A 21,646-nucleotide genomic window follows, 5' to 3' on the forward strand; every position below is an offset into this window, starting at 1 on the left:
ATGCATAGCGCTTCAGGCTTAATCCAAGCCTAAGACTTGCCGCGCACCGCCTCGATCGCCGCGGCCAGCGTTCCGAGGGCGTAAAGCGATACTGCCGCCAAGCCCATGGTGCCGTGGGACACGAGCGCGAAGGGCGTGATGACGAGCAGTTGCGCCGCCGCATTCGCCCACCAGCGTCGACGCGGCACCGGCACCCGCTCTGCCAGCAATTGCGCCACGACGGCGCCGGCCGCGAGAAGAAGCGGTGTACCGGTCGCAATCGCGCGGAACTCGCGCCATCCCAGCGCCGCGATCATCAGGACGAAGAGGCCGAGGATGGCGAGTTCGATCCGGCGGGCACGCGGCTCTTCGCCACGCAAGGCCGCATGCGAGGCGGCCGTGGCGAAGCCCAGCGTAGCGAGCAGTGCCACCGCGGCGCCGACCCCTTCCCACCCGGCCAGCACGGTCAGCAGCGCCGCCACGGAAACCACGCCGCCAAGCGCCAGCGGCGCCCAGTCGGGAATATTGCGCGCCATCATCTGCGGCAGCACGAACCGCGAGGCGCGGCTGAACACCCAGCGATCCGCCCAGATCGTGCGCCGGTCGCTGAGCGCCGCCAGCACGGCGTCGTTGCGCGCAGCCAGTCCCTCGCCGCTACGCTCCACCGCATGACCGGCGCGCGCCCAGCCGGGAGCGAGCGGTACCTGCAATGCACCCGATTGGGCCGCCACGCGCAGCAGCGCCGACTGGAAATCGTAATCTTCGGGCATGGACGCAATGTGCGCGAGATGCCGCGTCTCGATCCGCGCGATGCCCGCCCAGCAATGGCGCATGTCGAGTCGTTCGATCGCCGCCGCTGACTCGGAGTCGTCGGTCACCAGCAGTGCCGCATGCGGCTCGGCGGCCATCCGCTCCATCACGGGATCGATGGTGACAAGTCCATCGGCCAGCACCAGTACATCGGCATCGCGCAGCACCTTCTCGGCCGCTTCCTCGGCAGAGCGGACAATGTCCACCTTCATCCGTCCCCGCCCCGCCCGCTCGATCGCGGCGAGGAATTGTGGGGTCACCTTGCCGACGGCCACCAGCACCTGATCGGCACCGATGCCGGCGAGCAGGCGGATCTGGTATTCGAGCAGGGTCATGCCGCCGAACGGCAAGCTGGCCACCAGCGTGCCGGGGCGATCCTGCGCCTCCTCCACCGCAAAGATCAGCCCGCACAGCGCGCGTTCGGGTGCCACCATCGAGCCCTCCATTAGTAGAGCAGGTGCGACTGGCGTGCCGCGATCCAGGCCGCTTCGTCGGGTAGGGTCAGCGCGTCGAGATCGGCGGGAGTAGCTACCGGATCGTCAACCCATTCGCGCAGGCCCGGTCCGCCGTTGATCACGTCGATCGCCAGTTTGTCGAACACATATTCGTACGGGAAGTCGCGCCAGAGAGCATAGTCAGGATACAGCGCGCGAACCGCCTTGAAGGCGAGCGCCTGAATACGCCAGGGGCGGAAGGCCTGGTGGTCATAGGCAGGTCCCTCGGCGTGGAGGAACACGCCCGAGCAGAGCTGGCCGATATGCTTGTGGAAGGTCGGCTGGAACCACATGTCGCGCAGCGTGCAGCCTGCCAGCCACGCAGGCGCTACGCGCCGCATCTCGGCGATCACCGCGCGCGCGTCGATGTCGGGCGCTCCGAACAGTTCCAGCGGGCGGGTGGTGCCGCGGCCCTCGGAAAGCGTGGTGCCCTCCAGCATCACCGTGCCTGCGTAAGCACGCGCCATGTTGACATTGGCGGCGTTGGGGCTGGGATTGATCCAGGGCCGCGCAGTCGGCCAACCGAAGCCGGGCCCGTCCTCCGGCGCCCAGCCCTGCATCGCCACGACACGATAGTCCAGGTCCAGGCCATAGTGCGCGATGAACCAGTGGCCGAGCTCGCCCAGCGTCATGCCATGGCGCATCGGCATCGGCCCTGCGCCGACAAAACTTTCCCAGCCTGCGCGGAGCGTGAGCCCCTCGACCGGACGGCCGGCCGGATTGGGACGATCGAGTACCCAAACCGCCTTGCCGTGTTTCGCCGCAGCCTCGAGCACGTAGAGCAGCGTGGTGACAAAGGTGTAGATGCGGCAGCCGACATCCTGGAGATCGACCAGCATCACGTCGAACATATCCATCGACGCATCGGTCGGGCGGCGAACCTCGCCATAAAGGCTGAAGACCGGCACGCCGTACTGCGGATCGGTAAAGTCGGGCGACTCCATCATATTGTCCTGCAGGTCACCACGCACGCCGTGCTGCGGGCCGAACACCGCCGAAATGGAGACACCCGCCGCGACCAGCGCATCAAGGCTGTGCGTGAGGTCCACCGTGACCGACGCAGGATGGGCGAGCAACGCCACGCGCTTGCCCTGCAGGGGCGCACGCAGACCGGGTTCGGCGAGGAGACGATCGATTCCGAAGAGCATTTCAGTCTGCTGGCGGCAGTTGCACCACAAAGCAATCGGGATCGTGGAAATCGGGTGCATCTCCCGCATGGCGCAGCGCCCAATAGGACTTGGTGCCGCTCCTTTCCTCGATCACCGCAGTGATGCCGAGGCGGAGCGAACCGGTACCGACATCCGGCAGGTGGACGGAGACGAGCGTCGCATCGTCGCCCTCGCAAACCTCTATTCGCGGCTGCGTGACCATCGGAAGCGTCGCCATTCCCGTCCGCCGCGCCCCGAACGCATAGGCCGCCCATGCACCGGACGGCGAGAAATTATACTCGCGATACGCCTCGCCTGCGTCCCCGACGAAGAGCTCCATGCAGGTCGTGCGCCACAGCCCGTCGGTGCGCTCCTGTCCCGCGCCCGGAGCGAGCAGCAGCGCGCCCGGCGCAGCTGCGATGGTGTAGCGCAGGTCCAGCGCGGCACCGGTGCGCCGCAGGGTGCAGGCCACGGACACGATGGAGCGCGGCGGCGTTGTCGGGTGAGGCAGCAAGATACAGTCCATGGCCCAGCCTAGCGCGGGAACGCCGCCGGTGTCAGCCGCCTCGCTTGGGAACCGCCGGGACGGCAGCGGTGGTCGGGCGGCCGAGGTTATATCGCACGTCCCACGACTCCGCTGGATCGGACGCGGTAACCATCCCTTCCGGAACACCTCGCGTCGGGCCGGCGCCGTGCTTGCCACACCCGTCCTGCTGGCAGGTCCACACCTCGCCGCCATCACCGACCGCGTTGATTGTCACCGTCTGGTCGCGGGGCAACAGGGATGCGGCGGGCACGATGTCGAACCCTTCGCGCTTCTGCCGCATCGCATGCAGGTTCCCGACCAGCACGAGCACCAGCCCATGCGGGGAAGTCCTTGCGCGCTGCCACGCCTGCGCCATCCCGGCATCCCGGCTCTTGGCGTCGGTGACGTCGGCCACGTCGGAGGCGACCACGCCCTGGATCCGGCCCGCCTGCTTCAGCCGGCGCAGTTGCTCGAACAGCCGCAGAAATGCGACACTGCTGCGGCCATCCTGAAAATCGCGATGCCAGAACGGCATGGCGAACAGTGCCGTGCGGGCCGCCGCAGAACCATCCGACCGCAGCCAGGCATCGATCACGGGCTGGGTATCCGCATCATATTCCAATGCCACGGTAATCGGCCGCCCGCTCTCCCCTGCAAGGCAGGCAAGGTTCGCTAGCGCATCCGGCGTCTCGTTGGTCCCATGGACTTCGCCGACAACGACAAACCGGGTAGACGGCGCCCAAAGGCGATCGGCGCCGGGCACCGGATGGCAATCAACCGCACCGAGAAAGAGGAACGGCAGCAGAAGTGACGTCATCATATAGCGTAGCCCCCCGGCAGCATGCCGAAGCTATGCCTTTTATACGGTGCCGGCAACGCACGTATCGCAGTTCGCTTTGCGCCATGGTAGCGCAACGAAACCTTCCTAAAGCGACTGCCATGAAGTTCCTCCACACCTTCCATCTGATGCCCTATCTGGATACGCTGTTCAGCTACGTGCTGGCGCTGATCCTGGGCGCGGCGATCGGTGCGGAGCGGCAGTTCCGCCAGCGGACCGCAGGCCTGCGCACCAACGCGCTGGTAGCGCTGGGCTCCGCCGCGTTCGTTGACCTGGCCCAGCGTATCGCCGGCGATCTGGAGGCGGTGCGGGTAATCTCCTATGTCGTCTCGGGCATCGGCTTCCTCGGCGCGGGCGTGATCATGAAGGAGGGGATGAACGTCCGCGGGCTCAACACCGCTGCGACCTTGTGGTGCTCAGCGGCGGTGGGGGCGTGCGCGGGCAGCGACATGGCAGCAGAGGCGGCTACGCTGGCGGTGTTCGTCATCGCGGGCAACACGCTGCTGCGGCCGGTGGTGAATGCGATCAACCGCGTGCCGCTCGCCGGCGGACAGGTGGAAGCGCATTATTTCGTCACGCTCACCACGGTGCCGGCCGAAGTCGATCGATTGCGGGACCTGCTCGCCGATCATCTGGAGCTGATGCGCTATCCCGTCGCCGAAATCGAGACGATCGAGCGGCCTGACGAGCGCATCGAACTGCGCGCCCGGCTCGTGTCGACCGCCGCGCTCGATGCCGAACTGGACAGCATCATCGCGCATCTCGCCAAGCGTCACGACGTGCAGCATGCCAGCTGGGAACTGCAGACGCAGGACTGAACGGCCCGGGGATGACGCGGGCGCGCGCATTGGCTATGCGCGCTCGCATCATGACCGACTACAGCTCCGATCTGCTCCGTCTGCTCGCCTCGCGCGGGTACATCCACCAGGTGACCGACGCCGAGGGCCTCGACGCGCTCGCCGCCAAGCAGATCGTGCCCGGCTATATCGGCTTCGATCCCACCGCGCCTTCGCTCCACGTCGGCAGCCTGGTGCAGATCATGCTGCTCCGCCGCCTCCAGCAGGCGGGCCACAAGCCGATCGTGCTGATGGGCGGCGGCACCGGCAAGATCGGCGACCCGAGCTTCAAGGACGAAGCCCGCAAGATGCTGACGCTCGACACGATCAGCAGCAACATCGCCTCGATCAAGACGGTGTTCGAGAATTTCCTGACCTTCGGCGACGGGCCCACCGATGCGGTGATGGTCGACAATGCCGACTGGCTCGACAAGCTCGAATATATCCCGTTCCTGCGCGACATCGGCCGCCATTTCTCGATCAACCGGATGCTGAGCTTCGATTCGGTGAAGCTGCGGCTCGATCGCGAACAGTCGCTGAGCTTCCTCGAGTTCAACTACATGATCCTCCAGGGCTATGACTTCCTGGAGCTGTCGCGTCGCGCGGGCTGCCGGCTGCAGATGGGCGGATCGGACCAGTGGGGCAACATCGTCAACGGCATCGAGCTGTCCCGCCGCGTCGACGGCACCGAGGTCTACGGCGTCACCACCCCGCTGATCACCACGGCCGACGGCGGCAAGATGGGCAAGACCATGTCCGGCGCCGTGTGGCTCAACCCCGACCAGCTGCCGCATTACGATTACTGGCAGTTCTGGCGGAACACCGACGATCGCGACGTCGGCCGCTTCCTGCGCCTGTTCACCGATCTGCCGCTCGACGAGATCGCCCGGCTCGAAGCGCTTGAAGGCGCGGAGATCAACGAGGCGAAGAAGATCCTCGCCAACGAAGCGACCGCGATGTGCCGCGGCCGCGCCGCTGCCGAGGAAGCCGCCGAGACCGCGCGCAAGACCTTCGAGGAAGGGGCGGCCGGCGGCGGGCTGCCGACGCTGGCGGTCAGCGGCGGCAGCATCAGCGTGGTCGATGCGCTGGTCGGCCTGGGCTTCTGCGCCTCCAAGGGCGAGGCACGGCGGCTGATCAAGGGCGGCGGCGCCCGCGTAGAGGGCGAAAAGATCGACGACGAGGCGGCGACGATCACGGTTTCGGGCGAGGTCCGCCTGTCGGCCGGCAAAAAGCATCACGGGCTGCTCACGCCACAAGGCTAACGCACCGTTCACCAGCCTTCTTCGGCATCCATTTACGCACCCAGGTTACCTTGTTCGCGTACCTCCAGTGCGTGACGAGGGACGTGTGAGCGTAACGGGTGCCAAGCTGGCGAGCGCCGACGATCGTCTGGTGCATCGCGACGAAGTCGAGCATCGCACGCGTGCGGTGGGCCCGGACGCGCGCTCCGTCTCCTTTCTGATCGTCAACGTCTCGCCGCAAGGACTGATGGCCCGCTGCGAAGCACCATTCGAAGCCGGCGACCTGTTGCGCATCCAGCTGCCGATCCTCGGAGAGGCTGGCGCAGAGGTCCGCTGGGCACTGGGCGGTCGTGTGGGTTGCCAGCTCCTCCAGCCGATCACCGACGCGGACTATGTCCCGATCGTCACGGCAATGCGCGCCCGCTGATCAGCCCGCGCGGAGCAGCCCCACCGCCGCGTCGCGCTCGAACAGGTAGAGCGCCACCCGCGCCGCCTGCCCCCGCTCGCCCTTGAGCCCGCCGTCACGGTCGACCAGCAGCCGGGCGTCGCCATTGGCGGCGGGCAGCAGCGCGCCGAGCATGTCCGGCTCCGCCAGCCGGAACTGCATGTCGCCCGACTGGCGCGTGCCGAGCAGCTCGCCCGCGCCGCGCAGCCGCAGATCCTCCTCGGCGATGCGGAAGCCGTCATTGCTCTCGCGCATCAGCGCCAGCCGCGCCCGGGCGGTTTCGCTGAGATGGTTGCCGCGCAGCAGCACGCAGACCGAACGCCCCCCGCCCCGCCCGACGCGGCCGCGCAGCTGGTGGAGCTGGGCGAGGCCGAATCGATCGGCGTGCTCGATCACGATCAGCGTTGCGTTGGGCACGTCGACGCCGACCTCGATCACCGTGGTGGCGACCAGCACGCCGAGCTCGCCCGCCGAGAATCGCGCCATCACCGCGTCCTTCTCCGGCCCTTTCATCCGGCCATGGATCAGGCCCACCTTGTCGCCGAAATGCGCTTGCAGCTCGGCCGCGCGCGCCTCGGCGGCGGCGAGATCGCTCTTCTCGCTTTCCTCTACCAGCGGGCAGACCCAATAGGCTTGGCCGCCACCCGCAAGGTGCCGCCCGAGTCCGCCGACGACTTCGCCGAGCCGCTCCTCCGAGATGACGCTGGTCTCGATCGGCTGGCGGCCCGGCGGCATCTCGTCGAGACGGCTGACATCCATCTCGCCATATTGGGCGAGCGTCAGCGTGCGCGGGATCGGCGTCGCGGTCATCACCAGCAGATGCGGCGGGCGCTCCGCTTTCGCCTGCAGCATCATCCGCTGGGCGACGCCGAAGCGGTGCTGTTCGTCGACCACCACCAGACCGAGGTCGCGGTAGGTCACGCCCTCCTGGAAGATGGCATGGGTGCCGATCAGAATGTCGATCTCGCCCGCGGCGAGGCCCATCAGCGTCGCCTCGCGCGCCTTGCCCTTGTCCCGGCCGGTGAGGATCGCGACGTTGACGCCGAGCGGGGCGAGCGTGCGGCTGAGCGTCTCGTAATGCTGGCGCGCAAGGATTTCGGTCGGCGCCAGCAGCGCGCCCTGCGCACCGGCTTCCGCCGCGATCAGCAGCGCCATCGTCGCCACCAGCGTCTTGCCCGAACCCACATCGCCCTGCAGCATCCGCAGCATGGGCTGGGTCTGTGCCATGTCGCCTTCGATCTCGGCGATGGTGCGGCTCTGCGCACCGGTGGGGGCATAAGGGAGCTTCAGCTTGTCGCGCAGGCGGCCATCGCCGGCGAGCGGACGCCCGCGCTTGGCCCGCGCCTCGCCGCGCACCAGCAGCAGCGCGAGCTGGTTGGCGAAGACCTCGTCATAGGCGAGCCGCTCCCGCGCCTTGGCGTCTGCGGGGTCGGCATGGATCCGCGCGATCGCCTGGCGCCAGTCCGGCCAGCCCTTCTGCGCCTTGAGGCTCGGTTCGATCCATTCGGGGAGTTCGGGGGCGCGGTCGATCGCTTGCGCAGCCAGCGCGGCGATGCGCTTGGAAGTGATGCCTTCCGAACAGGGGTAAATCGCCTCGCGGCCACCGACGCTCTCGACCTGGTCGAGCGGCAGGACATGGTCCGGATGGACCATCTGCAGGTCCTGCCCATAATGTTCGAGCTTGCCCGAGACCCAGCGGGGTTCGTTGAGCGGCAGCAGCTTCTTGGCCCAGCCCGAGCTGCCGCCGAAATAGACGAGGCTGACGTGGTTGCCCTTGGCGTCGACCGCCTGCACCCGTGCGGGCGAGCGCGGTCCGCCACCGAAGCGATATTGCACGGGCGTAAGGGTGATCGCGATCACCTTGCCCGAGTCGGCCATGTCGAGTTCGTCGCGCGGGATTCGATCGACGAATCCGGTCGGCAGGTGGAAGGCGACATCGACCACCCGCGCCAGCCCCAGCTTCTCCATCGGCTTGGCCAGCGCCGGGCCGATGCCCTTCAGCGCAGTGACTTCGGCGAACAATGGGTTGAGAAGCTCGGGACGCATCGCCCCGCCCTATCGTGCGGCGGGGCGGCTGACAAATGGCGCTGCACCGGTCGCAGCGCCCCTGCCGTGGCTCAGGCGTTGAGGAAGATCGGGCTGTGGCTGGAAAGCGCGGCCTCGATCGCCATCACGACCTCCGGCACCGACGAGCCGATCACGACCTCGTGATCCTTGCCGAATGAAATTACGCCAACATCTTCCCCGGCCATGTTGATCGTGCTGACGGTGCGAACTGCCGAGATGTTGACGAGCATCGGCTCGCCATTGATCGACTTCAGCATCACGAAACGCAGCTTGTTGGTCACCGTATCGGTCATTGTACCCTAGCCTTACACACCCCAAAGAGAGTGTGAGCCTAGCGCGTTCCGGTTAACAAGCCTTCCATAGCGCCTCCCGGAAGACCACACTGGCCTTTCGCGGCACGCATCCCTATCTGCCTTCCCGTTATCAACCCCGTGTCGGCCACGCTCTGGCGTGCAGCCGCACGCCTGCCGTTGGAAAGCCGCCATGGACCGAGAAACCCGCCTCAAGCGCCTTCGCTTCCGCAGCTGGCACCGCGGCACCAAGGAGGCCGACCTGCTGATCGGCGGCTTCTTCGACCAGCATGGCGAGCGTTGGAGCGACGCGGAGATCGCGCTGTTCGAGGCGCTGCTGGAAGAGCAGGACGTCGATATCATGGCCTGGGCGATGGGAACCGACACCGCGCCGGAGCGCTACCGGGGCACGATCCTCGATGCACTCAAGACCCTGAATTACGTGCCCATTTCCGAGTGACCCTTCCGATCTCCTAGCCTTTCGGCCCGTGGCCGGCGCGCGCGGGCGAGGAGATCGCTGCCGAACGAGATCCCATGCCCGACCTGAAGACGATCCTTTCCGCCCAGCATCCGCTGACGCTCGCCGGCGTGCCGAGCGGCTTCCTTCCCTGGATGCTGGCCGATGTCGCGCGCGCAAGCCGGATGGCGGTGTTCGTCGCCGCGGACGAAGCGGGCATGCGCGCGGTGGCAAGCACCGCCACCTTCTTCGCGCCCGAGCTGGAGGTCCTCAGCTATCCCGCCTGGGATTGCCTTCCCTATGACCGCGCCAGCCCGACGCTGCGAGTGATGGCCGAGCGGCTGGCGACGCTCCACGCGCTCCAGGGCAAGAGCGAGAAGCCCCGTCTCCTCGTCACCACGGTCAACGCCGCGACCCAGCGCACCCTCACCCCGTTCCGCATCCGCCAGCTGGTCGCGCGACTCGCCCCCGGCGAGCGGATCGGGCTCGATAAGCTCGCCTCTCTGCTCCAGGCGAACGGCTATGTTCGTGTCGAGACGGTCAACGACCATGGCGAGTTCGCCGTGCGCGGCGGCCTGGTCGACCTGTTCCCCAGCGGTGCCGAACAGGCGCTGCGGCTCGATTTCTTCGGAGACGAGATCGAAAGCGTCCGCACTTTCGATCCGCAGGACCAGCGCACCACCGGCCGCGTCGACGGCTTCACCCTGCTGCCCGCCAGCGAGGCGCTGCTCGACGAAGAGAGCATCAAGCGCTTCCGCAGCGGCTATCGCGATCGCTTCGGCGCCACCGCGACGGGCGACCCGCTCTATCAGGCGATCAGCGACGGCCGTCGCCTTGCCGGCATGGAGCATTGGCTGCCGCTGTTCGAGGAACGGCTGGAAACGCTGTTCGATCACCTGCCCGACAACGCCGTGATCGTCCGCGACAGCGGCGCGCCGGCCGCCGCCGAGCAGCGCTTCGAGGCGATCAAGGACTATCAGGAAAACCGCATCCGCGCGCAGTCGGCCGATCCGGGCAGCTATCGCCCGCTCAAGGCCGGCGACCTCTATCTGCTCGCCAAGGAATGGCAGTCGCGGATCGACGACGCGCCGATGCATCTGGCGACGCCGTTCCACGAGCCCGAATCGGCCAAGGCCGTCGAATTCGGCGTCGACAGCCCGCGCGACTTCGCCCCCGAGCGCGCCGCCGCCAGCAACGTCTATGAGGCGGTGGTCGATCACCTCAAGGCGCTGCGGGCGCAGGGCAAGAAGCCCGTGCTCGCCAGCTATTCGAACGGCGCGCGCGAGCGGCTGAAGGGCCTGCTGGAGGATCACGGCCTTACCGGCGCGGTGCCGGTGGACGGCTGGCAGCCGGCGCTCGGCGTCGCCAATCCCAATGGCAGCGGGCTGCAGGTGGCGCTGCTGGTGCTGCCGCTCGACCATGGCTTCACCACGCCCGACGTCGCGGTGCTCACCGAGCAGGACATGCTCGGCGACCGGCTCGTCCGCCGCGCCAAGCGCCGCAAGAATACCGATGCGTTCCTCCAGGAACTGGCGACGCTCTCGCCCGGCGACCTCGTCGTCCACCTCGACCACGGCATCGGCCGCTACGAGGGCCTGACCCAGATCCCGGTGCAGAAGGCCCCGCACGATTGCGTCGCGCTCGAATATGCCGGCGGCGACAAGCTCTACGTCCCGGTCGAGAATCTCGAAGTACTGAGCCGCTACGGTTCCGGCGAGGAAGGCGCGACGCTCGATCGCCTCGGCGGCGAGGCCTGGCAGCGCCGCAAGGCGCGGATGAAGGAACGGATCCGCGAGATCGCCGGCGAGCTTATCGCAACGGCGGCCTTGCGCGCCACGCGCGGCGCCGAGATCGCCGAGCCCGACCATGGCGGCTATCCCGCCTTCGTCGACCGCTTCCCCTTCGAGGAAACCGACGACCAGGATCGCGCGATCGGCGACGTGCTGGGCGACCTCGCCGCCGGGCGGCCGATGGACCGGCTCGTCGTCGGCGATGTCGGCTTCGGCAAGACCGAGGTCGCGCTGCGCGCTGCCTTCGTCGCGGCGATGGCAGGGATGCAGGTGGCGGTGGTGTGCCCCACCACTTTGCTGGCGCGCCAGCATTACAACAACTTCAAGACCCGCTTCGAAGGCTTCCCGCTCGAGATCGGCCGCCTCTCCCGCCTCGTCACCGCGGGCGAGACCAAGAAGGTGAAGGACGGGCTCGCCGCGGGCACGATCGACATCGTCGTCGGCACCCATGCGGTGCTGGCCAAGAATATCGATTTCAAGCGGCTCGGCCTCGTCATCGTCGACGAGGAACAGCGCTTCGGTGTCACCCACAAGGAGCGGCTCAAGGCGCTCAAGACCGACGTCCACGTCCTCACCCTCACCGCCACGCCGATCCCGCGCACGCTGCAGATGGCGATGAGCGGCTTGCGCGAACTTTCGGTGATCCAGACCCCGCCGGTCGATCGCCTCGCCGTGCGCACCTATGTGATGCCCTGGGATCCCGTCGTGCTGCGCGAGGCGTTGCTGCGCGAACATTATCGCGGCGGGCAGAGCTATTTCGTCACCCCGCGCATCGCCGACCTGCCCGAGATCGAGGAGTTCCTCCGCACCGAGGTGCCCGAGGTGCGCTATGTGGTCGCGCACGGCCAGATGTCCCCCACCGAGGTGGAGGAGCGGATCTCCGCCTTCTACGACAAGAAGTTCGAGGTGCTCGTCTCGACCACCATCGTCGAGAGCGGGCTCGACATCCCGAGTGCGAACACGCTGATCATCAACCGGGCCGACAAGTTCGGCCTCGCCCAGCTCTACCAGCTGCGCGGGCGCGTCGGCCGGGCGAAGACGCGGGCGTACGCCTATATGACCACCCCGCCGCAACGGCAGATGACCGAGGCAGCCGAAAAGCGGCTGAAGGTGCTGTCCGACCTGGAGAGCCTGGGTGCGGGCTTCCAGCTCGCCAGCCACGATCTCGACATTCGCGGCGCGGGCAATCTGCTCGGCGACGAGCAGTCGGGCCACATCAAGGAGGTCGGCTACGAACTCTACCAGTCGATGCTGGAAGAGGCGATCATGGAAGCCAAGGCCGGTGGCCTGCGCGACGACGCACGGCCCAAGGACCTGTCGCCGCAGATCACCGTCGATGCGCCGATCATGATCCCGGAAGACTATGTCCCCGATCTCGACCTGCGCATGGGCCTCTATCGCCGCCTGAACGAGGTGGAGGATACCGACGGTATCGAGAGCTTTGCCGCCGAACTGATCGACCGCTTCGGCAAGCTGCCCGAGCCGACCGATAATCTGTTGCGGCTCATCGAGACCAAGCTCAACGCCAAGAAGGCCTGCATCGCCAAGCTGGATCTGGGGCCCAAGGGCGCACTGGTGTCGTTCCACAACGACCAGTTCCCCAACCCCGCCGGCCTGATCGCGTATGTCGAGAAGCTGGGCGAGACCGCGCGGCTGCGCCCGGACATGAAGCTGGTGATCAACCGCGCCTGGGCCAACCCGGCGGCGAGACTGCACGGCGCACTGCAGCTCTCGCGCGGGCTCGCCCGCGCCGCGGGTTGAGTCGGCTCAGCTGCTGTGATCGGCAATGATCTTCCACCCACCGGCCTCGTGATGCAGCACGAGACTGGTGGGACCGGAAGCACTGTGCCCATCCGCATACCGCAGCGTGTAGCGCCCGATGTATAGCGCATAGTCCGGACCAAGGGGGCGATAGTCGAGCCGCTTGATCGTCAGCGTGCCCCGCTTGGCCGGATCCGCGAAATCATATCTGGCCTGATACCGGACCTTCATCGCCGCCTTGCCACGGACCAGCCCCTCGCCTGCCACGAAACTGGTCTGCGAATCGTTCGAATAAATCTCGAGAAAACGGTCAATATCGCCAGCGTTCCATCCGGCAACGCTGGCGGCCATCGCCGCGTCTGCGCCAGCCGGACCGGCATCGGCGGTCATCAACGATAGTGCCAGAAAGAGCATCCCATCGAACTCCCATATCGTTCGTGACCATCTAACAGGCGTGGAGCTTCCCCTGCCATCCCATTACGACCGATCTGAAATGCCCGGTACGTCACATCTGCGCCCGCTACAGCTAAATATCTGCGGCATATCGGGAATGCACCGGTATTCTACCTAACCGCGCCACCTGTCCCTTGGTACATCCTATGATGCTTGAGACCGGCTTGCCGCACCGAATGGCAGCCCATGTTCGTACGACAGGAAAGGATGCGCATCGTGCCGGAACAGATGAAGTCACGGCTCAGCTTCATGGAGATGGACGAGGCCCAGCAGACCACGCTGCGCGCCACCCAGCCATGGGTCGAGGCGACGCTGGGGGACGCGCTCGACCGCTTCTACGCCCGCGCCTCGGCCACGCCGGAGACCTCGCGCTTCTTCCGCGATCAGGCGCACATGAGCCGCGCCAAGACGGCGCAGCAGAAGCACTGGGCGCGGATCGCCGCCGGCGATTTCAACGCCGACTATCATGCCAGCGCCCGCCGGATCGGCGCCACCCATGCGCATATCGGTCTGGAGCCGCGCTGGTACGTCGGTAGCTACGCGATCGTCCTCGAGCACCTGATTGCGGGCGTCGCGCGCCTGAACACCCCCTTCAAGCGCATGCTGCGGCTGTTCCGCGGACCGAGCACCGAGAAGGCGACGATCGCGCTGGTGAAGGCAGCGCTGCTCGACATGGAAGTGTCGCTTTCGATCTATTTCGAAGAAGCACAGGCTGAGCGCAACGTTGCCATCACCGCCTTCGAGAACGCGCTGACAGCGCTCGCGGAGGGAGACCTCACCAACGAGCTCAGCGGCCTGCCGTCGAGCTTCTCGGCGCTGGAGAAGAGCTACAACAAGACACTCGATCGCATCCGCGAGATGATCGCCTCTGTCAGCGACGGCACGATGCGGATCCGCTCCGGTATCAACGAGATCTCGCAGGCTGCCGAAGACCTGTCGCGCCGCACCCAGGGTAACGCCGCGAGCCTGGAGGAAACCACGGCGGCCGTCTCTCAGATGGACGCCCGCTCCCGCTCCACGTCGGAGGCCGCGCGCCACACGGTGACCCGCGCCGACCAGGCGATCGCGACCGTCGGCGAAGGCAGGGCGATCGCCGAGCAGGCATCGCAGGCGATGGGCCGCGTTTCGGAAGCCGCGAAGGGCACCGACAGCGTCATCGAGGGCCTCGACAAGATCGCCTTCCAGACCCGCGTCTTGGCCATGAACGCTGCCGTCGAGGCAGGGCGCGCGGGAGAAGCCGGGCGCGGTTTCGCGGTCGTTGCGGATCTCGTCTCGGCGCTGGCGATGCGCGCCGAGGAAGAAGCCGGCCGCGCCCGCGAACAGCTGACGATGACGCAGGCCGAAATCGTCACTGCGGTCGACGCGGTGCAAAAGGTCGACGGTGCCCTCGCCAACATCTCCGGCGACGTCAGCCAGGTGCACGACCTGCTCGGCAGCATGGCAGCCGACAACGGCGTCCAGGCAACTGCGATCAGCGAGATTTCAAACGCGGTGGGCGCGATGGATCGCGCCACGCAGCAGAATGCGGCGATGGTGGAGGAAACTTCGGCCGCCGCGCAAAATCTCGCGAACGAGGTCAGCGATCTGGCAAACCTCGCCGCACAGTTCCGCACCGAAAAGGCGGGCGCCCGCTTGGGCGGCTATCGCCCGCTCCCGGCGGCGGCGGTTCCGGCACTCATCCGGCCCGATCTCTGATCGGCCGGTCCGGCGCTCACCAGTCGCGCACCAGCGCGGCGAGCGCCGGCACGTCGATGGGACTGGAGCACAGAAAGCCCTGAAAATACTGGCAACCTTCCTTGGCCAGCATGTCCAGTTGCGCCTCGGTCTCGACACCCTCGGCGACCACCGCCAGCCCCAGCGACCGCGCCATGTCGATCACGCCGCGCACCACGATCCGGTCGCGCGGCGAGCCCGTGATCTCGTTGGACAGCTTCTTGTCGATCTTGAGATAGTCGAGCGGCAGCGCCTTGAGATAGGCGAGGCTCGAATAGCCGGTGCCAAAATCGTCGATCGCCACGCGGCAGCCGGCGGTACGGAGGTCAGACAGCAGGGCCGCTGCTTCGCTGAGATCGGCCATGATGCCGCTTTCGGTGATTTCGAGCGTCAACCGATGGCGCGGAAAGCCGGTAGCATCGACCCAGCGCAACAGGCTCTCGCCGAAGCCGGGGCGGCCGACATCGCCCGCCGTGACGTTGATCGAAAGGCGCAAGCTCGCGAGCGAGCGCGGCCAATGCGCGGCGATGGTGAGCGCCCGGCGCTGGACATGTTCGCTCAGCACACCGCACAGCCCAGCACGTTCGGCGGCGGCGAACAACGGCTCGGCCCCGATCTCCCCATGCTGCGGGTGCTGCCAGCGGGCCAGCGCCTCCACGCCGATGATTTGCCCGGTAGCGACCGCGACTTGCGGCTGGAACAGCACACCGATCTCGCCGCGCTCGATACCGCGCCGCAAATCACCGATTAGTGACTCGACCGACGGGCCGCTCCCGGGCCTTGTCGTCCCCTCCCCCAGCAGTGTTTCGCTTGCCCGCCGCAACAAGCTGGCGGCCCCGTCGCCCGCCACGCTTTCGGTGAGCACTACCTTGGCGCCGAGATGCACCAGCTCGCCGGCCGCCACGAAGGGCCGCGCCAGCGCCTCCTCGATGCGCCGAGCGGCATTGCGCAGTGCCGGCGTGCCGGGGTCGACCGCCGCCGCGAGGAAGTCGGACCCGCCAATGCGCGCGACGACGACATCCTGCCCGAGCGTCTCGCGCGCTGCCTCCGCGACCCGGCGCGACACGCTGCGAAGCAATTCATCGCCGGCGGGACGGCCATAGGCGGTATTGATCGTGTCGAAGCGGGTGAGGCCGACCAGCACCAGCCCGATCCGCTGCCCCTTCTCCATGGCGCGATCGATCCAGCGCCGCGCACTCGGCGCATCGCGCGCGCCGGTAAGCACGTCGCGAACCGCGGCGCCGGCGTCGGGGGTCAGCCCCAGCGGCTCTACCAGGGCATCGATCTGGCCGGTTTCGGCGTCATATTGCAGATGCTGCACCACGCGGCCCTTGCCCGGGAGATCATGGGCAAAGGCGGTGGAGCCCGCCTCGCGCAGCCGTCGCAACGCCGCCCAGGCCAGCCGACGATCGGAAAGCGCAAGCCGACCGAACAGGGCACGCGGCCCAGGTGCCTCCGGCAAATCGAGCAACTGCGCCAGCGCCGGGGTCAGTTCGATGGAACCGGACGCCGGATCGAAGCGCCATCCGAGCGGATTGGACATGCTCGTGCCCTGCCCCGCCCAGCCGGAAAGCCGTTCGACATAGCGTTCCGCGAATCGAATGGCGTGCGCGATCGCCGCCGACGACATCGGGCTTCCCAGGAAATGGGTCGCACCGGCCTCGTAGAAGCGGCCCATATGGACCGTGTCGCTCTGCGAGACGAGGATCAGCAGCGCCGCGCCATACGCCTTGATCGTTGGCCCGAGCAGGCGGGCCGCGTCCAACCCTTCCGTCATGGCGCCGCGCGCATCGATCACGGCGACCGAGGCGCCGCTCGCCAGGAAGCGGGTTTCCAATCCTTCGCTGCGACGCGCGGCGACGACCCGCCAGCCGCCCCCCGCCGCCGCAGCCGCAACCTCGTCGCGCTGACGGAACGAGAGCACGAAAACCGGCACTTCGGGCGCCGGCGCGGTACTCGGGACGATCGTGAACCCTTCTTCCATGCGCCCTCGATAGCGACTCGGTACGCGCTCCGCCATCCAAGCCTTGTGCAGCGGGGACCTACGCCCTACCTCGCGGCCCATGGCCAGCGTACCCGCTTCCGAGACACCACCCATGCTGGTTGATCGCCACAATCGCGCGATCCGCTATCTGCGTATTTCCGTCACCGATCGCTGCGATCTTCGTTGCCGCTATTGCATGGCGGAACACATGACCTTCCTGCCGCGCGATGCGGTGCTCAGCCTGGAAGAGCTGGCGGCGATCGCGGGCCGCTTTGTCGATCGCGGCGTCACCAAGATCCGGCTGACCGGCGGCGAACCGCTGGTCCGACGCAACATGATGACGCTGGTCGAGCAGCTTGGCGCGCGGATCGGCGAGGGCCTGAAGGAACTCACGCTTACCACCAACGCGACGCGGCTGGCGCAATATGCGCAGGGCCTGGCCGATGCCGGGGTGCGCCGCATCAATGTCAGCCTGGACAGCCGCGACCCGGAAACCTTCCGCTACATCACGCGCCACGGCGATGTAGGGCAGGTTCTGGAGGGCGTGGCAGCCGCGCAGGCTGCCGGCATGCGGGTGAAGATCAACATGGTCGCCCTGCGCGGCCTGAACGAAGATCAGATCGAACCGATGCTCGCCTGGGTCGCGGCGAACGGCATGGACCTTTCGCTGATCGAGACGATGCCGATGGGCCTTATCGACGAAGATCGCGCCGATCGCTTCCTGCCGCTGCCGGAGGTTCTGGCGCGGTTGAAGAACAGCTTCGATCTGGTCGCCGATTCGTACGACAGCGGCGGGCCGGCGCGGTACTGGCGCGTGGGCGGCAGCGATAGCCGGCTGGGGCTGATCTCGCCGCTCACCAACAATTTCTGCGCGAGCTGCAACCGTGTTCGGCTTTCGACCGACGGGCGCCTGCACATGTGCCTCGGCCATGACGATTCGGTGGATCTGAAGGCGGCGATTCGCAGCGGTGGACTGGAGGCCGTGGACGAAGCGATCGACCGCGCCCTCGCCGCCAAGCCGGAGCGGCATGATTTCCGTATCGAGGCCGGCGCTGCGCCTGCGGTGTCGCGCCACATGAGCGTCACCGGCGGATGAGCACGCCCAAGCTGCGTGCGTTGCTGGCCTCCCCTACCGCCCCGGCGCAGACCGCGGCGGAGGAGCTGCGCCAGGCCTATGACTGGGTGCCGATCGAAGAGGCCGAGGAGGTCGTTGCGCTTGGCGGGGACGGCTTCATGCTGCAGACACTCCACGCCATGCTGGAGCGCCGGCGGCTGCTGCCGGTGTTCGGTATGAATCTCGGCACGGTTGGCTTCCTCATGAACGACTGGGGGCTGGACGGGCTCGTTCAGCGCCTGGAGCGCGCCCGCCCGTTCCGCGTGGCCCCGCTGACGATGACGGCCACGACCGTCGAAGGCGAGACTTGCGTCGTGCCTGCGATCAACGAAGCCTCGCTGCTCCGCGAAACGCGCCAGACCGCCAAGCTGGAAGTGACGATCAACGGCCGAGTCGTGATTCCGGAGCTGGTATGCGACGGCATTCTCGTCGCCACGCCGGCGGGATCGACCGCATATAATTTCTCCGCGCAGGGGCCGATTCTTCCGCTGGGCTCTGCCTTGCTGGCGCTCACGCCGATCAGTCCCTTCCGTCCGCGGCGCTGGCGCGGTGCGATCCTGCCGGAGAAGACCCGCATCGATATCCGCGTGCTGGAGGCCGACAAGCGCCCGGTGAGCGCAGTGGCCGATCAGCGCGAAATTCGGGAAGTGTGCAGCGTACATGTCGAGATCGACCGCATGCGCGACCTCACGCTGATGTTCGATCCGGAGCACGCATTGGACGACCGGATAACGATGGAACAATTTATTGCATAAAACCCCTTGCGCCTTTCGAAAACCCGGTGCTAAAGGCGCGCCTCCCGACGCGGTGACCCACCGCCAAGGGGTTGACCAGAGTGGTCCCCGATAGCTCAGCGGTAGAGCATTCGACTGTTAATCGAATGGTCGTAGGTTCGAATCCTACTCGGGGAGCCATCTGCTCATGTCGGGACCGGTTACGACCGGTCCCCACATCTTGAAATCCTCACTTTTCTGCGACATTGCACGATCGAGACCGGTCATCGCCGGTCAGTGCAAGGCCACCATTCTGGGGGCCCCGCTGGGGTCAGCGGTTGGGGGGAAAAGTGCTTACGGACTTGCAGTGCCGCAAAGCGGCGGCGCGCGACAAACCCTACAAGCTGACGGACGCCAACGGGCTCTATCTCTACGTCACCCCCGCGGGTGCGAAGTCGTGGCGGTTCAAGTACCGATTCGGCGCACGGGCGGATGGCAAGACGGGCCAGGTCGAGCGCAAGCTGGTGTTCGGGGCCTATCCGGAAATGACGCTGCAGGAAGCCCGCGATTCGCGAGATGCAGCGCGGAAGCTGCTGCGCGACGGGATCGATCCCGGGGTACGGCGACGGCAGCAGCAGGCGGCAGCAGCGCTGACTGCGCGGGTGACGTTCGAATCGGTGGCGAGGGATCTGCACCAAGTGCGCTCGCGCACGCTGGACGCCCGGTACAGCCAGCAGATTATGGAGCGCCTGGAGCGCCATGCCTTCCCGGATCTTGGGGCGCTACCGATCACCGAGATCACCGCGCCACTGGTGCTCGAGGTGATCAGGGCGGTAGAAGAGACCGGTGCCCTCGAGATGGCGCACCGCGTTCGTTCGCACATCTCGGACGTTTTCGTGCACGCGATTGCGACCGGCCGTGGAATGAGCGACCCGGCGGCGATCATCAGCAAAGCGCTGGTCGCGCGAACGCCGAAGCTGCGGCCTGCGCAGACGAAGATCGAATCCGCGCGATCGGCGTTGATCGCGGTCGAATCGCAGCCGGTCTATTGGGGCACCCTGCTCGCTTCGCGCTTGATGGCGTTGACGGCCGCTCGGCCGGGCGTGGTGCAGCTTGCCGAGCGCAGCGAGTTCGAACAGTTGGATACGCCGAACCCGATCTGGCGTATCCCGGCGGCGAAGATGAAGCTCACGCGCACGCAGAAGCGCGACCTGGCGTACGAGTTCGTCATTCCACTCTCCACACATGCAGTCGCGGTGGTGAAGCTGGCACAGGATCTATCGGGCAGCAGCTATCTGTTCCCGGGCTATTCGGATCCGCGGAAGCCGATCTCGAACAGCACGATCAGCAAGCGCTATCGGGACGCAGGCCTCACCGGCAAGCATGTGCCGCACGGGTGGCGGGCGAGCTTTTCGACCATCATGAACGAACAGGCGGCGCTCGAAGATCGGCTCACCGATCGCGAGATCATCGACATGATGCTTGCCCACATTCCTGGCGGCGTGGAGGTGGTCTACAATCGCTCGCTCTACATGGGACGACGACGGGAGATCGGGCAGGCCTGGGGGGATATGCTCATGAAGGGCATCCCTGCACCCGCCGATCTGATCATGCGGGGCGCGCGCAGGCGCTGACGACGGGAGGCCGCGCATGACGGCCCACTCGGTCAACCAGATCCTCAAGGGTTTCAGCGCGAAGCTGCAGGGCAAGACCCGCGGGCCCGATCACGACCCAGATGGCAAGCGCCGCACGCCGCACCGTGACAGCTATGATGTCGACGACGCGCGGGCGAAGCCATGGCGGCCGATCGGTGACGGTAGCGTGCGCCAAGGCCTACTGTACCGCGAGGCCCTGATCCAGGCGGCCAAGGAGCTGTACCAGCAGCTCTGGCAGGAATATCCGCTGGCCGAAATCCGCGAAGCGCGCGCGCGACAAGCCGAATTGTCGGCTGAGCTGGATCGCTACGCTGCCGGTGCCGAAGCGGCTACCGGGCGCCCTGCCCTCATCCGCCAAGAGCTCGGCCAAGTTTCGGGATACCTCCGGGCAGCCGAGGGGCGCCTACGGCGCGTCGACCTGACCGTGCTCGAGGCTGTGCTGCAAACGCTCGACTTCGCGACCGGCCGGCTGTTTCCGGCGATCGACACGATCGCCACGCGGGCGGGCTGCCACCGAAACAGCGTGATCGCCGCGCTTCGACGGCTGCGCGATCATGGACTGATCTCGTGGGTGCGTCGGACGATCAAGACCTCCAATGAGGGCGAGTTCGCGCCGCAGCGAGAGCAGACCAGCAACGCCTACTATTTCGAACACCGCACCAAGATGGCTGCGCGCGTCTTCCAGCGCTATTGCCAGCTGCTGGTGACGAAACTCCGCCGATTGGGCGGCCTGCCCCAGGCGGTCCCCCAAAGACGCCCTCGCGAGCCCCAGGACCCGGCCCTTCGACAGGCGCTTGACGCCTTGGCCGCAGGCGTCGCCCTTCGCGAAAGCGCGAGTACATAGGATGTGCTCTGTCCACACTAAGAATTTAAGGAAATGAGGAATGGGCTCGTTTGAGCGAGCCCATGCGCCAGTTTGTTTCCCCCCATCGCCGAGAGGTTGCACTCCCTTCCCCTTGATCGCCCAGTGCGGCGGTCAGGACCGGGCGGCTTGCGCCGCCCGATGGCTATCGTGGGGGGAGAGCACGATCCGTGCCATCCCGGCCGCAGCCGGGTCGCTCGTCGAGAGGTCGCCGGGAAGAAGTGCCGGCTGCATCAAATTGCATCACGGCATGGGCCTCTCTTCTCCAGCAGCGCCCCGGCGGCACGCGGGTGCATCAAAAGCGACACGAAAAGGGGGCGGGCGAGGCGGGGGGAAAAGCGCTCTTGTTGGGGAGCGCGCCTCAGATGGGTGGCCCCTGCCCCCGTTCGGCAGTCTCGCCGCGAGATGCGCGTTGCCGTGCCCTGGCAGTCACCCTAAGCTGGCTGGGTGTGCTGGTGTGGACGGTCTCT

At 67.0% G+C, this 21,646-nt stretch carries 18 protein-coding genes and 1 tRNA gene; 11 read left to right on the forward strand and 8 right to left on the reverse strand.

Annotation, left to right across the window (positions count from 1 at the left end; all coding sequences use genetic code 11):
- Window positions 1-29: 29 nt before the first annotated feature.
- The 4 genes from A7X12_RS14105 to A7X12_RS14120 are packed head-to-tail and all read right to left on the reverse strand — an operon-like array spanning window position 30 to window position 3,777.
- Entirely contained in the window at window positions 30-1,223 is a 1,194-nt protein-coding gene (locus A7X12_RS14105) for a hypothetical protein (protein WP_064312240.1), read from the reverse strand.
- Window positions 1,224-1,234: 11 nt separating this feature from the next.
- A complete protein-coding gene (locus A7X12_RS14110) occupies window positions 1,235-2,431 on the reverse strand; it encodes an exo-beta-N-acetylmuramidase NamZ family protein (protein WP_064312207.1) in 1,197 nt (398 codons plus the stop codon).
- A 1-nt stretch (window position 2,432) separates the two neighbouring features.
- Complete coding sequence (locus A7X12_RS14115; protein WP_064312208.1) at window positions 2,433-2,957, reverse strand: DOMON-like domain-containing protein; 525 nt, start codon at window positions 2,955-2,957, stop codon at window positions 2,433-2,435.
- 31 nt (window positions 2,958-2,988) lie between these two features.
- Window positions 2,989-3,777, reverse strand: a complete 789-nt coding sequence (locus A7X12_RS14120; protein ID WP_064312209.1) for a hypothetical protein — start codon at window positions 3,775-3,777, stop codon at window positions 2,989-2,991.
- 119 nt (window positions 3,778-3,896) lie between these two features.
- Here A7X12_RS14120 and A7X12_RS14125 point away from each other — a divergent pair, with 119 nt between their 5' ends.
- The 3 genes from A7X12_RS14125 (at window position 3,897) to A7X12_RS14135 (ending at window position 6,299) form a co-directional block, all read left to right on the forward strand.
- On the forward strand, window positions 3,897-4,613 hold the full coding sequence (locus A7X12_RS14125) for an MgtC/SapB family protein (RefSeq protein ID WP_064312210.1): 717 nt from the start codon (window positions 3,897-3,899) through the stop codon (window positions 4,611-4,613).
- 50 nt (window positions 4,614-4,663) lie between these two features.
- On the forward strand, window positions 4,664-5,893 hold the full coding sequence (gene tyrS / locus A7X12_RS14130) for a tyrosine--tRNA ligase (protein ID WP_064312241.1): 1,230 nt from the start codon (window positions 4,664-4,666) through the stop codon (window positions 5,891-5,893).
- An 85-nt stretch (window positions 5,894-5,978) separates the two neighbouring features.
- Window positions 5,979-6,299, forward strand: a complete 321-nt coding sequence (locus A7X12_RS14135) for a PilZ domain-containing protein (RefSeq protein WP_084445444.1) — start codon at window positions 5,979-5,981, stop codon at window positions 6,297-6,299.
- On the opposite strand, the gene recG is transcribed toward A7X12_RS14135, so the two are convergent.
- Entirely contained in the window at window positions 6,300-8,363 is a 2,064-nt protein-coding gene (recG, locus tag A7X12_RS14140) for an ATP-dependent DNA helicase RecG (protein ID WP_064312211.1), read from the reverse strand.
- 71 nt (window positions 8,364-8,434) lie between these two features.
- A complete protein-coding gene (locus A7X12_RS14145) occupies window positions 8,435-8,677 on the reverse strand; it encodes a hypothetical protein (protein WP_064312212.1) in 243 nt (80 codons plus the stop codon).
- Window positions 8,678-8,867: 190 nt separating this feature from the next.
- Between A7X12_RS14145 and A7X12_RS14150 the strand changes: the two genes are divergently transcribed.
- Window positions 8,868-9,134, forward strand: a complete 267-nt coding sequence (locus A7X12_RS14150) for an FAD assembly factor SdhE (protein WP_064312213.1) — start codon at window positions 8,868-8,870, stop codon at window positions 9,132-9,134.
- 74 nt (window positions 9,135-9,208) lie between these two features.
- Window positions 9,209-12,682, forward strand: a complete 3,474-nt coding sequence (gene mfd / locus A7X12_RS14155; protein WP_064312214.1) for a transcription-repair coupling factor — start codon at window positions 9,209-9,211, stop codon at window positions 12,680-12,682.
- A 6-nt stretch (window positions 12,683-12,688) separates the two neighbouring features.
- Here mfd and A7X12_RS14160 read toward each other — a convergent pair whose 3' ends face one another.
- Window positions 12,689-13,096 carry a YybH family protein gene (locus A7X12_RS14160; protein WP_064312215.1) on the reverse strand — a complete coding sequence of 136 codons (408 nt, stop codon included), beginning with the start codon at window positions 13,094-13,096 and terminating at the stop codon, window positions 12,689-12,691.
- Between the two features lie 246 nt (window positions 13,097-13,342).
- Here A7X12_RS14160 and A7X12_RS14165 point away from each other — a divergent pair, with 246 nt between their 5' ends.
- Window positions 13,343-14,830, forward strand: coding sequence for a globin-coupled sensor protein (locus A7X12_RS14165; RefSeq protein WP_232318516.1), 1,488 nt, complete (start codon window positions 13,343-13,345; stop codon window positions 14,828-14,830).
- Between the two features lie 16 nt (window positions 14,831-14,846).
- On the opposite strand, the gene A7X12_RS14170 is transcribed toward A7X12_RS14165, so the two are convergent.
- Window positions 14,847-16,832: a putative bifunctional diguanylate cyclase/phosphodiesterase gene (locus A7X12_RS14170; protein WP_064312216.1), complete on the reverse strand. Its 1,986-nt coding sequence runs from the start codon at window positions 16,830-16,832 to the stop codon at window positions 14,847-14,849.
- A gap of 79 nt (window positions 16,833-16,911) precedes the next feature.
- On the opposite strand from A7X12_RS14170, the gene moaA reads away from it, so the two are divergent.
- From moaA to A7X12_RS14195, 5 genes are all read left to right on the forward strand, one after another.
- Window positions 16,912-17,928 (forward strand): GTP 3',8-cyclase MoaA, encoded by a 1,017-nt coding sequence (gene moaA, locus A7X12_RS14175; protein WP_064312217.1) that lies wholly within the window; start codon window positions 16,912-16,914, stop codon window positions 17,926-17,928.
- Window positions 17,925-18,701, forward strand: a complete 777-nt coding sequence (locus A7X12_RS14180; RefSeq protein WP_064312218.1) for an NAD kinase — start codon at window positions 17,925-17,927, stop codon at window positions 18,699-18,701. Before moaA ends, A7X12_RS14180 begins: the two co-directional genes overlap by 4 nt.
- A gap of 84 nt (window positions 18,702-18,785) precedes the next feature.
- Window positions 18,786-18,860: transfer RNA gene (locus A7X12_RS14185), tRNA-Asn, on the forward strand.
- A gap of 161 nt (window positions 18,861-19,021) precedes the next feature.
- Window positions 19,022-20,293 (forward strand): tyrosine-type recombinase/integrase, encoded by a 1,272-nt coding sequence (locus tag A7X12_RS14190; RefSeq protein WP_198162035.1) that lies wholly within the window; start codon window positions 19,022-19,024, stop codon window positions 20,291-20,293.
- A gap of 16 nt (window positions 20,294-20,309) precedes the next feature.
- Window positions 20,310-21,158 carry a helix-turn-helix domain-containing protein gene (locus A7X12_RS14195; protein ID WP_064312220.1) on the forward strand — a complete coding sequence of 283 codons (849 nt, stop codon included), beginning with the start codon at window positions 20,310-20,312 and terminating at the stop codon, window positions 21,156-21,158.
- Window positions 21,159-21,646 lie beyond the last annotated feature (488 nt).

Source organism: Sphingomonas sp. TDK1, from assembly GCF_001650735.1.
Taxonomy (GTDB): domain Bacteria; phylum Pseudomonadota; class Alphaproteobacteria; order Sphingomonadales; family Sphingomonadaceae; genus Sphingomonas.

What these genes read in the sequence shown, in the direction of transcription:
- A7X12_RS14105 (WP_064312240.1), bottom strand. Translation starts at nt 1,223, where the DNA reads ATGGTGGCACCCGAACGCGCGCTGTGCGGGCTGATCTTTGCGGTGGAG.
- moaA (WP_064312217.1), top strand. Translation starts at nt 16,912, where the DNA reads ATGGCCAGCGTACCCGCTTCCGAGACACCACCCATGCTGGTTGATCGC.
- A7X12_RS14145 (WP_064312212.1), bottom strand. Translation starts at nt 8,677, where the DNA reads ATGACCGATACGGTGACCAACAAGCTGCGTTTCGTGATGCTGAAGTCG.
- A7X12_RS14180 (WP_064312218.1), top strand. Translation starts at nt 17,925, where the DNA reads ATGAGCACGCCCAAGCTGCGTGCGTTGCTGGCCTCCCCTACCGCCCCG.
- A7X12_RS14115 (WP_064312208.1), bottom strand. Translation starts at nt 2,957, where the DNA reads ATGGACTGTATCTTGCTGCCTCACCCGACAACGCCGCCGCGCTCCATC.
- A7X12_RS14195 (WP_064312220.1), top strand. Translation starts at nt 20,310, where the DNA reads ATGACGGCCCACTCGGTCAACCAGATCCTCAAGGGTTTCAGCGCGAAG.
- A7X12_RS14160 (WP_064312215.1), bottom strand. Translation starts at nt 13,096, where the DNA reads ATGCTCTTTCTGGCACTATCGTTGATGACCGCCGATGCCGGTCCGGCT.
- A7X12_RS14165 (WP_232318516.1), top strand. Translation starts at nt 13,343, where the DNA reads ATGCGCATCGTGCCGGAACAGATGAAGTCACGGCTCAGCTTCATGGAG.
- A7X12_RS14125 (WP_064312210.1), top strand. Translation starts at nt 3,897, where the DNA reads ATGAAGTTCCTCCACACCTTCCATCTGATGCCCTATCTGGATACGCTG.
- A7X12_RS14120 (WP_064312209.1), bottom strand. Translation starts at nt 3,777, where the DNA reads ATGATGACGTCACTTCTGCTGCCGTTCCTCTTTCTCGGTGCGGTTGAT.
- recG (WP_064312211.1), bottom strand. Translation starts at nt 8,363, where the DNA reads ATGCGTCCCGAGCTTCTCAACCCATTGTTCGCCGAAGTCACTGCGCTG.
- tyrS (WP_064312241.1), top strand. Translation starts at nt 4,664, where the DNA reads ATGACCGACTACAGCTCCGATCTGCTCCGTCTGCTCGCCTCGCGCGGG.
- A7X12_RS14170 (WP_064312216.1), bottom strand. Translation starts at nt 16,832, where the DNA reads ATGGAAGAAGGGTTCACGATCGTCCCGAGTACCGCGCCGGCGCCCGAA.
- A7X12_RS14110 (WP_064312207.1), bottom strand. Translation starts at nt 2,431, where the DNA reads ATGCTCTTCGGAATCGATCGTCTCCTCGCCGAACCCGGTCTGCGTGCG.
- A7X12_RS14150 (WP_064312213.1), top strand. Translation starts at nt 8,868, where the DNA reads ATGGACCGAGAAACCCGCCTCAAGCGCCTTCGCTTCCGCAGCTGGCAC.
- mfd (WP_064312214.1), top strand. Translation starts at nt 9,209, where the DNA reads ATGCCCGACCTGAAGACGATCCTTTCCGCCCAGCATCCGCTGACGCTC.